Origin of the sequence: Pseudomonas frederiksbergensis, assembly GCF_003732705.1 — a bacterium.
GTDB classification, from domain to species: Bacteria; Pseudomonadota; Gammaproteobacteria; order Pseudomonadales; family Pseudomonadaceae; genus Aquipseudomonas; species Aquipseudomonas frederiksbergensis_F.
This window is the reverse complement of sequence record NZ_MOBR01000006.1, coordinates 343,363-353,170: the sequence shown is the minus strand read 5'-3', so window position 1 is coordinate 353,170 and position 9,808 is coordinate 343,363. Positions and strand designations below refer to the sequence as shown.

At 59.9% G+C, this 9,808-nt stretch carries 7 protein-coding genes; 4 read left to right on the top strand and 3 right to left on the bottom strand.

The window, feature by feature from the left end; translation table 11 throughout:
* Positions 1–322: 322 nt before the first annotated feature.
* Entirely contained in the window at positions 323–2,965 is a 2,643-nt protein-coding gene (gene mprF / locus BK667_RS06530) for a bifunctional lysylphosphatidylglycerol flippase/synthetase MprF (RefSeq protein ID WP_123597115.1), read from the top strand.
* A complete protein-coding gene (locus BK667_RS06525; RefSeq protein WP_123597114.1) occupies positions 2,965–4,263 on the top strand; it encodes a virulence factor family protein in 1,299 nt (432 codons plus the stop codon). Before mprF ends, BK667_RS06525 begins: the two co-directional genes overlap by 1 nt.
* 405 nt (positions 4,264–4,668) lie before the next feature.
* Here BK667_RS06525 and BK667_RS06520 read toward each other — a convergent pair whose 3' ends face one another.
* Both BK667_RS06520 and BK667_RS06515 read right to left on the bottom strand, forming a co-directional pair.
* Positions 4,669–4,956, bottom strand: a complete 288-nt coding sequence (locus BK667_RS06520) for a type II toxin-antitoxin system RelE family toxin (protein WP_123597113.1) — start codon at positions 4,954–4,956, stop codon at positions 4,669–4,671.
* A gap of 11 nt (positions 4,957–4,967) precedes the next feature.
* Entirely contained in the window at positions 4,968–5,258 is a 291-nt protein-coding gene (locus tag BK667_RS06515) for a type II toxin-antitoxin system Phd/YefM family antitoxin (protein WP_123512031.1), read from the bottom strand.
* 494 nt (positions 5,259–5,752) lie between these two features.
* Here BK667_RS06515 and BK667_RS06510 point away from each other — a divergent pair, with 494 nt between their 5' ends.
* A complete protein-coding gene (locus BK667_RS06510; protein WP_123597112.1) occupies positions 5,753–6,079 on the top strand; it encodes a DUF3077 domain-containing protein in 327 nt (108 codons plus the stop codon).
* A 194-nt stretch (positions 6,080–6,273) separates the two neighbouring features.
* Here the strand turns inward: BK667_RS06510 and BK667_RS06505 are convergent, their stop codons facing one another.
* Positions 6,274–8,175: a potassium transporter Kup gene (locus tag BK667_RS06505; protein WP_123597111.1), complete on the bottom strand. Its 1,902-nt coding sequence runs from the start codon at positions 8,173–8,175 to the stop codon at positions 6,274–6,276.
* 289 nt (positions 8,176–8,464) lie between these two features.
* On the opposite strand from BK667_RS06505, the gene rimO reads away from it, so the two are divergent.
* Positions 8,465–9,802, top strand: a complete 1,338-nt coding sequence (rimO, locus tag BK667_RS06495; RefSeq protein ID WP_123512023.1) for a 30S ribosomal protein S12 methylthiotransferase RimO — start codon at positions 8,465–8,467, stop codon at positions 9,800–9,802.
* The last annotated feature ends 6 nt before the right edge of the window (positions 9,803–9,808 follow it).

The following is a 9,808-nucleotide window of genomic DNA, read 5'->3' as shown; positions in this document are numbered from 1 at the left end:
CTCATAACCCGAAGGTCGTCGGTTCAAATCCGGCTCCCGCAACCAAACATCAAAAAAGGCTGCTCGAAAGAGTGGCCTTTTTTGTATCTGTTGAAAAAGTCCTTTCGCAACAATGATCTGTCACTGTGTAGTGAACCGTTCGGGATCACCAAGACTCTGAGTTCAGACTATGCTCTGTGCTAGGCAGGCCCTCTACGACCGATGACGTGCCATCGCCGTAAACCGGTGAGAGGCGTTAATATTTGTGATTATTTTTTTCTACAGGGATTGGTAACTTGGCTCGATACCTCCATCCTGTCGCGCACAATCCAAGAGGTGATTGATGCGCGCCAACTCGTCTGATCCACAAGACACCGTCACAGCGACACAACCTATCAAGGCCGAGCGTTTGCGCCTGCTCGATCTGATCAGCAAGTACCGTCAACCCATAGGTCTTGCGGTCACACTGTTGTTGTTCGCTATCGCGCTGATTGCCTGTCGCCATCTATTAAGCGAACTCGATCTGTATGCGCTCCACGACTCGATCCTGGAAGTGCCGAAACCGGCATTGATCGGCGCATTGGGCGCGACGATCGTCGGCTTCATCATTTTGTTGGGCTACGAATGGTCTGCCAGTCGCTATGCGGGCGTCACGCTGGCGCCACGCACACTGGCCCTGGGTGGTTTCACCGCATTCGCCATCGGTAACGCCATCGGCCTGTCGATGCTGTCGGGCGGTTCGGTTCGCTACCGTTTATATGCGCGTCATGGCTTGGGGGCCTCCGACGTTGCCCACATGACATTGTTCGCCAGCCTCTCCCTCGGTTGCGCCCTGCCCCCGCTGGCAGCACTCGCGACCTTGAGCAACTTGCCTGCCGCCTCCGCCGCCCTGGGCCTCTCCGAGATCTTGCTGGGGGTGATTGCCGGCGCGGTGCTGTTGCTCACGACCGTGCTGGCCATCGGCATCTATCGCCGTCGCCTGCCAGACCAGCCTTACCCCGACAATCTGATGGTCAAGGCCGGACGCCGCACCTTGCGCCTGCCGGGCCGCCGCCTGACTTTCCTGCAACTGGTGATCACCGCCCTGGACGTGGCCGCTGCCGCGACTGTGCTTTACCTGCTGCTGCCGGAAGCGCCACCCTTTGGCGCTTTCCTGCTGATCTACCTTCTGGCCCTGGCCGCAGGTGTGCTCAGCCATGTGCCCGGCGGTGTCGGGGTGTTCGAAGCCATTCTGCTGGCCGCGTTCGCTGACACCCTCGGTGCCGCGCCACTGGCCGCCGCCCTGCTGCTGTATCGCCTGATTTATGTGGTGCTGCCGTTGCTGGTGGCCTGCGTATTCCTGCTGATCAACGAAGGCCAGCGCCTGTTCCAGTCTCGACAATCGCTGCGAGCGGCTTCGGGTTTGGCGGCGCCGATTCTGGCGCTGCTGGTGTTCCTGTCTGGCGTGGTGCTGCTGTTCTCTGGCGCCACCCCGGAAATCGACACGCGCCTGGAACACATCGGCTTTCTGATTCCTCATCGCCTGGTAGACGCCTCCCACTTCGGCGCCAGCCTGATCGGCGTGCTGTGCCTGTTGCTGGCCCAGGGCTTGCGCCGCCGACTGTCGGCTGCGTGGATGTTGACCACCATTCTGCTGCTGGTCGGCGCCCTGCTCTCGTTGCTCAAGGGTTTCGACTGGGAAGAAGCCTGCCTGATGACCCTGATGGCAAGCCTGCTCGGGGTGTTCCGGCGCTCGTTCTATCGCGCCAGTCGCCTGACCGAACTGCCGTTCTCGCCGTTGTATCTGGTGTCCAGCCTGTGCGTACTGGGTGCCTCGATCTGGCTGCTGCTGTTTGCCTATCAAGACGTTCCGTACAGCCATCAGCTCTGGTGGCAGTTCACCCTCGACGCGGATGCGCCACGTGGCTTGCGTTCGCTGTTGGGTGCCGCCGTGCTGTTGGTGGTGGTGTCGCTGACCTGGCTGCTGCGTACCGCGCGCCCGATCATTCATCTGCCGACGCCGGACGAACTGGATCGCGCGGTAAAGATACTCATGGCGTCGTCGCAACCCGACGGCGGCCTCGCACTGACCGGTGACAAGGCGTTGCTGTTTCACCCCAACGACGAGGCGTTCCTGATGTACGCCCGCCGTGGTCGCAGCCTGGTGGCGTTGTACGACCCGATCGGCCCGACCCAGCAACGGGCGGAAATGATCTGGCAGTTCCGCGACCTCTGCGACATCCACCACGCGCGCCCGGTCTTCTATCAAGTGCGCGCCGAGAACCTGCCGTACTACATGGACATCGGCCTGACCGCGATCAAGCTTGGCGAAGAAGCCCGGGTCGATCTGCATCGCTTTGATCTCGAAGCCAAGGGCAAAGAGATGAAAGACCTGCGCTACACCTGGAACCGTGGCACCCGTGACGGTCTATCGCTGGAGATCCACGAGCCGGGCCACGCGCCGATGGATGAGCTCAAGGTGATTTCCGATGCCTGGCTGACCGGCAAGAACGTGCGCGAGAAAGGCTTCTCCCTCGGCCGTTTCAGCGATGACTACCTCAAGCATTTCCGCGTCGCGGTGATTCGTTTTGAGGGACGCCCGGTGGCGTTCGCCAACTTGCTCGAGACCTATGGCCATGACCTGGCCAGCCTCGACCTGATGCGCGCGCACCCGGACGCCCCGAAGCTGACCATGGAGTTCATGATGGTCGGCCTGATTCAACATTATAAAAATCATGGATACGCCAAGTTTAGCCTGGGCATGGTGCCGCTGTCGGGTCTACAACCCCGTCGCGGCGCGCCGCTGACCCAGCGCCTGGGCTCGATGGTCTTCCGCCGTGGTGAGCAGCTCTACAACTTCCAAGGCTTGCGCCGCTTCAAAGACAAATTCCAGCCTGACTGGGAACCCCGTTATATGGCCGTGCCCGCCGGACTCGATCCGCTGGTTGCCCTGGCCGATACTGCTGCCCTGATTGCGGGCGGCTTGACTGGATTGGTGAAACGCTGATGATTCAACGCTCCTTGCGGTACGTACTGGCCACACTGGTCGTGTTGGCCCTGATTGTCGGTGGCGGCTACTGGTACATGAAACGCCCGGCACCCGAACCGACTCTCGAACTGCTGACCCCGGCCGATGGCGCCGCCATGACCCGGGTGATTCCCGGCACCACGCCAAAAGCTCAGGTGCTGGTGGCGGTCACTGCTGAACAGAAACTCAGCGATCAACAACTGAAATCCCTGAGCCGCAGCGCTTCGGCGCAAATCGTCCAGGTGATCCTGCCGAAAGACTGCCTGCTGCAAAGCCGCGCGTTGCAATCGGGTCTGCGCGAGCTGAAAGGCCCGGCGACCCTGGTCAGCGGCATCGGCCCTGGCGCGGTGCTGGCCTGGCGCTGGTTGTCCGAACAGAAGAACGACAAGGCCCAGGCCGTTTCCGTGGACCTGGCCCTGGAAAAGGGTGGCTGCACGCATCTGCTGCCAAAAAGCGCCGCCCACGGCCACTGGCTAGTGGCCTGGAACGACAACCCGGACGACGCCAGCGCAGGTTTCGTGCGCGATCAACCCAATGCCGAAACCAGCATCAGTGACTACGACATCAACCTACCGCAAGTCCTGAACAACGAACTGCGCAAGATCCTGGTCGGCGGTGACAAGGCTGCCGGTGGCTTGCAGATTCCTGTCGTCGAAGTCCCGGCCGGCCAGGCCAAGGACACCGTCACCCTGTTCCTGTCCGGTGACGGCGGCTGGCGTGACCTGGACCGCGACGTGGCGGGCGAAATGGCCAAGATCGGCTACCCGGTGGTCGGCATCGACACCCTGCGCTACTACTGGCAACACAAGAGCCCGGAGCAAAGCGCCCTGGACCTCGCCGAGCTGATGCAGCACTACCGTCAGAAATGGGGCACCAAGCGCTTCATCCTGACCGGCTACTCGTTTGGCGCCGACGTCCTGCCAGCGATCTACAACCGCCTGGCAGAGTCGGAACAACAACGGGTCGACGCAATCATCCTGCTGGCCTTCGCCCGCACCGGCAGCTTCGAAATCGAAGTCGAAGGCTGGCTCGGCAACGCCGGCAAAGAAGCCGCCACCGGCCCGGAGATGGCCAAGTTGCCTGCCGACAAAGTGGTGTGCATCTACGGCGAAGAAGAAGTCGACGAGAGCGGCTGCACCGACAAGACCGCTGTCGGCGAGGCTGTGAAGCTGCCTGGCGGCCATCACTTCGACGAAAACTACCCGGCACTGGCACAGCGCTTGGTGGACATCATCGTCAAGCGTCAGGCCAAGGAAGAGGCGACGGCGCAAGAGTGATCTGAGCCCCCGCCCAACAAAAAGCCCCCGTAGCCGTTTGGTTGCGGGGGCTTTTTTACATGTGCAGACTTGACTCTTCATCAAGCTAGAAACTCCACATGTCCACATTCCATAAAACGTGGACACTTGTTCGATTGGAAATATCGAACCGTCAAGGCCTTTCAATAGGTGCTGACCTCGCGACCAGCCCGGGCAATGGCCGAATCTGAAGAAGAACTGCCTGAAAGCATGTAACGCCGCCGGTTGGAGCGAGCCTGCTCGCGATAGCGGACTGAGATCCTCTATTGGTTTCGCCTGACAGACCGTTATCGCGAGCAGGCTCACTCCTACAAATATGGTTAGCAGATTCAAGTGATCGGACACAAAAAAGCCCTCGCAACCTTCACGGCAACGAGGGCTTCCTGCTTATAGACGACGCTCTGCGGCGTCATAGACTTCTTCGTCACGTCGGGCCCCGACTGCGACAATCAACACCTGAATAGCTTTGCCATCGACTCTATAGACAATTCGTGTATCGCCTGCCCGGATCCGTCTACAGCCTGCAAGACTGGCCCTTAGAGGCTTGCCACTCTTGTCCGGCTCACCATTAATAATCCGCACTTCGATAACATCAAGAATGCGATTCGCCGCCACAGCCCCCAGTAGATCCAGATCCTTCTGAACCTCTGGATGATAGATAACGCCCCAAACCATCCACAGCTCCTTTAGTCTTTCTTCGCGTACCGAGCCCGCATATCGTCATGGCTGACTGCCTTGGACTGATCAAAACCGCTCAGTCGTTCTCGGGCTGCAGCTTCTATTCGCAGGTCATCAAGCTCGTCGAGCATTTCCTGGTACGCATCGACGTTGATAATGACCGCTGCCGGTTGGTTATCCTTGAAGATGACCAGCCTCTCGGTGGCTCGGCTGGAGATTTCTTTTAGCCGAGCACTGAATCCCCTAACCATTGCAGTCACCGATATCGCTTGGTCAGCACGCTCTAACAATGCCGTCATACTCACCTCTCTACACAATCATGCAAATTCGAACACACAGTTCTACGCAGAGTATTGCGTCGAATTCGACGTACAGCAAGCTCCAAAAAACGCGAATTTACTAACCTGCGTTTTCAAGCTCACTGGATACGTTTAGTTTTGTTTACTTAAGGTGCCGCAATATCAGATGACGCCGACAGACCTTGTAGGCAAACTCCGAATCGTGGTTTTTGGGCACTTTGATGCCTTGTTGCGCTTTTCTCCGACGGGATACTCTCCGGCCGTCGCTGACCAATCAGCGATCGGGTGTGGTAACCCGGCTAGGCAAAGCGCAACAGCGCCCCCATCACGACTCATGCGTTTTCACGTCTGCAATCCCGTGTTATGGCAGCTGTACGTGGGAGACCTTCGGGTCTGCCGGTTTCTTTGCTCTTCCGGTTTACCACCCTGCGTACAGCTGCCACCCATTCGTGTGGTAACGAATGCGGCAACTCCTCGTTTTAAGGAGCGAAACAATGAGCAAAACAAATCCACCCACACCCTCAGACCTGAAAACCATCGGCTTCACCCCCTTCATCTACTGCTCGAACCAGGCGTTATTCAACGTCCGCGCCGGCGTCCCTATCGTTGATGCCTTGTCACAAGCCTCCGACCTGCTATTCCTCGCCAAATCCTTCGCCGAGGATGCCGCTTACGCCAAAGACACCGACCGCCACGCCTGGGCCGCGCATTACCTGACGGCAATGGGCAAGGCTGTGATTGATGATGTGGTGAAGGTGCTGACCCCGCGACCTGCGCGGACGAAGACTGAATCTGAGGAAGAGATGCCTGAGAGCAAGTAACACCGCAGAACCCTTGTGGGAGCGAGCCTGCTCGCGAAAGCGGTGTGTCAGCAAGCATTGATGTTGGCTGACACGACGCCTTCGCGAGCAGGCTCGCTCCCACAGGAGATCTTCATTGCTCCGGCATAATGTGGCCAGACACAAAAAAGCCCCCGCCACCTCAACGGCAACGGGGGCTTTTAGATCTCGCGGGCTTACATCTCCACCTGCGTCCCCAACTCAATCACCCGGTTCAGCGGCAGATTGAAGAACCTCAGGTTGCCGTTGGCGTTCTGCAACATGAAGGCAAACAACCCTTCGCGCCAGCGGGCCATACCCTCGAGTTTGGAGGCGATGACGGTTTCGCGGCTGAGGAAGTAGGTGGTGCGCATCGGGCTGAAGTCCAGGTCGTCGAGGTGACACAGTTTCAGCGCTTGCGGCACGTCCGGTTCGTCGACGAAGCCGAAATGCAGGATCACCCGGAAGAACCCTTCGCCGTAGGAATCCACCTCGAAACGCCGGGACGCCGGGACACGCGGGATGTCTTCGTAGACCACCGTCAGCAACACCACTTGCTCGTGCAGCACCTGGTTATGCAGCAGGTTGTGCAACAGCGCGTGGGGCACAGCGTCCGGGCGGGCGGTGAGGAACACGGCGGTGCCCTGGACGCGATGCGGTGGTTGCACGGCGATGCTGCTGATGAAGATCGGCAGCGGCAATCCGCCCTCGTCGAGACGCTCGACCAGCAGTTGCTTGCCGCGTTTCCAAGTGGTCATCAGCACGAACAGGACGATACCGGCGATCACCGGGAATGCGCCGCCCTGGACGATTTTCGGCACGTTGGCGGCGAAGTACAGGCCGTCTACCAGCAGGAAACCGATCGACAACGGCACGGCGAAAATCGGTGGCCATTTCCACAGCAGCAACATCACCGCCGACACCAGCACAGTGGTCATCAGCATGGTGCCGGTCACCGCGACGCCGTAGGCCGAGGCCAGGGCGCCGGAAGATTCGAAGCCGATCACCAGCAGGATCACACCGACCATCAGCGACCAGTTCACCGCGCCAATGTAGATCTGGCCCTGCTCTGCACTGGAGGTGTGGCGGATGTGCATGCGCGGAATGTAACCGAGCTGGATCGCCTGACGAGTCAGGGAGAACGCACCGGAAATCACCGCTTGGGAAGCAATCACCGTGGCCATGGTCGACAGGCCGACCAACGGGATCAACGCCCAGCTCGGCGCCAACAGATAGAACGGATTGCGCGCAGCTTCCGGATCACCGAGCAGCAATGCGCCCTGGCCGAAGTAGTTCAGCACCAACGCCGGTAGCACGAGGATGAACCACGCACGGGCAATCGGCTTGCGGCCAAAGTGGCCCATGTCGGCGTACAGCGCTTCGGCACCGGTCAGTGCGAGCACCACGGCGCCAAGAATGGTCACGCCCATGCCCGGGTGCGCGACGAAGAATCGCACGCCCCACACCGGGTTCATCGCTTGCAACACTTCCGGGTGTTGCAGGATGCCGTAGACGCCGAGGGCACCCAGCACCACGAACCAGGTCACCATGATCGGACCGAACAAAATGCCGATGCGCGCAGTGCCGTGGCTCTGGATCAGGAACAGCGCCACCAGCACGACCAACGACAGCGGCACCACCCAATGATCGATGCCATCAAATGCCAGCCCCAGGCCTTCAATCGCCGAGAGCACGGAAATCGCCGGGGTGATCATGCTGTCGCCATAGAACAGCGCTGCGCCGATCAGCCCGCAGACCACCAGCAAGGAACGCAGCTTCGGATGCCCCGCCGCCGCCCGCCGGGCCAACGCGGTCAAAGCCATGATCCCGCCTTCGCCCTGGTTGTCGGCACGCAACACAAACATCATGTACTTGAATGAAACGACCCAGATCAGCGACCAGAAGATCAATGCCAGGATGCCCAACACGCCGTCATGGTTGACCGGGACGCCATAGGCACCGGAGAACACTTCTTTGAGAGTGTACAGCGGGCTCGTGCCGATATCGCCGTAAACCACCCCGACTGCCGCGACCAGCATGCCGATCGGTTTTGCCGCCGAATGCTCGGCGCCCGCCGCCTGACTACTTGCCTGCCCCATCCAAAACTCCTACTACTCAGACCCGGACTTCTTATAAGAAGCACTATGCTTTGCCGTGCAGCATGCGCTGTTTTACTTCAGGTTACAGACGATTTGTTGACTGTAAAAATTCGGTAAAGCGTACCGGCGCGAAGCATAGCGCAGCACTCGTCGTATTTCCCTGCATAAAGCTGGTCAAGTGCGCCTCTCATCGCTAGAATTGCGCACTTTTTGATCAGAGGCACACCAAGTGCCCGTCTGTCGCCTTGCCCACTTCGGCTGGAGGCGTCAACAAATACCGAGGTTAGACATGTCCACCACTCCCGCCACGGCCAATCCAAAGGTTGGCTTCGTATCCCTGGGCTGCCCCAAAGCCCTGGTCGACTCTGAGCGCATCCTTACCCAGCTGCGCATGGAAGGCTATGACGTCGTGTCCACTTACGAGGACGCCGATGTCGTGGTGGTCAACACCTGCGGTTTCATCGACTCGGCCAAGGCTGAGTCGCTGGAAGTGATCGGCGAAGCCATCAAGGAAAACGGCAAGGTCATCGTGACCGGCTGCATGGGCGTCGAAGAAGGCAACATCCGCAAGGTGCACCCGAGCGTGTTGGCCGTGACCGGTCCGCAGCAGTACGAGCAAGTGGTCAACGCCGTGCACGACGCCGTGCCGCCGCGCCAGGATCACAACCCGCTGATCGACCTGGTGCCGCCGCAAGGCATCAAGCTGACCCCGCGCCACTATGCGTACCTGAAGATTTCCGAAGGCTGCAACCACAGCTGCAGCTTCTGCATCATCCCGTCGATGCGCGGCAAACTGGTCAGCCGTCCGGTCGGCGACGTGCTCGACGAAGCTCAGCGCCTGGTCAAGGCCGGCGTCAAAGAGCTGTTGGTGATCTCCCAGGACACCAGCGCCTACGGCGTCGACGTGAAATACCGCACCGGTTTCTGGAACGGCGCGCCGGTGAAAACCCGCATGACCGAACTCTGCGAAGCCTTGAGCTCCCTCGGTGTCTGGGTCCGTCTGCACTACGTTTACCCGTACCCGCACGTCGACGAGCTGATCCCGCTGATGGCCGCCGGCAAGATCCTGCCGTACCTGGACATCCCGTTCCAGCACGCCAGCCCGAAAGTCCTGAAAGCCATGAAACGCCCGGCCTTCGAAGACAAGACCCTGGCGCGGATCAAGAACTGGCGCGAAATCTGCCCGGACCTGATCATCCGTTCGACCTTCATCGTCGGCTTCCCTGGCGAAACCGAAGAAGACTTCCAGTACCTGCTGAACTGGCTGACCGAAGCACAGCTCGACCGCGTCGGCTGCTTCCAGTACTCGCCAGTCGAAGGTGCCCCGGCCAACCTGCTGGACGCGGCCATCGTGCCGGACGACGTCAAGCAAGACCGTTGGGACCGCTTCATGGCGCACCAACAGGCCATCAGCTCGGCGCGCCTGCAACTGCGCGTCGGCCGTGAAATCGAAGTGCTGGTGGACGAAGTCGACGAGCAAGGCGCGGTTGGCCGCTGCTTCTTCGATGCCCCGGAAATCGACGGCAACGTGTTCATCGACAACGGCAGCAACTTGAAACCAGGCGACAAAGTCTGGTGCAAAGTGACCGACGCCGACGAGTACGACCTGTGGGCTGAACAGATCTAAACGCAA

What these genes read in the sequence shown, in the direction of transcription:
- BK667_RS06515 (WP_123512031.1), bottom strand. Translation starts at nt 5,258, where the DNA reads ATGACGGCATTGTTAGAGCGTGCTGACCAAGCGATATCGGTGACTGCA.
- BK667_RS06505 (WP_123597111.1), bottom strand. Translation starts at nt 8,175, where the DNA reads ATGGGGCAGGCAAGTAGTCAGGCGGCGGGCGCCGAGCATTCGGCGGCA.
- mprF (WP_123597115.1), top strand. Translation starts at nt 323, where the DNA reads ATGCGCGCCAACTCGTCTGATCCACAAGACACCGTCACAGCGACACAA.
- BK667_RS06510 (WP_123597112.1), top strand. Translation starts at nt 5,753, where the DNA reads ATGAGCAAAACAAATCCACCCACACCCTCAGACCTGAAAACCATCGGC.
- BK667_RS06520 (WP_123597113.1), bottom strand. Translation starts at nt 4,956, where the DNA reads ATGGTTTGGGGCGTTATCTATCATCCAGAGGTTCAGAAGGATCTGGAT.
- rimO (WP_123512023.1), top strand. Translation starts at nt 8,465, where the DNA reads ATGTCCACCACTCCCGCCACGGCCAATCCAAAGGTTGGCTTCGTATCC.
- BK667_RS06525 (WP_123597114.1), top strand. Translation starts at nt 2,965, where the DNA reads ATGATTCAACGCTCCTTGCGGTACGTACTGGCCACACTGGTCGTGTTG.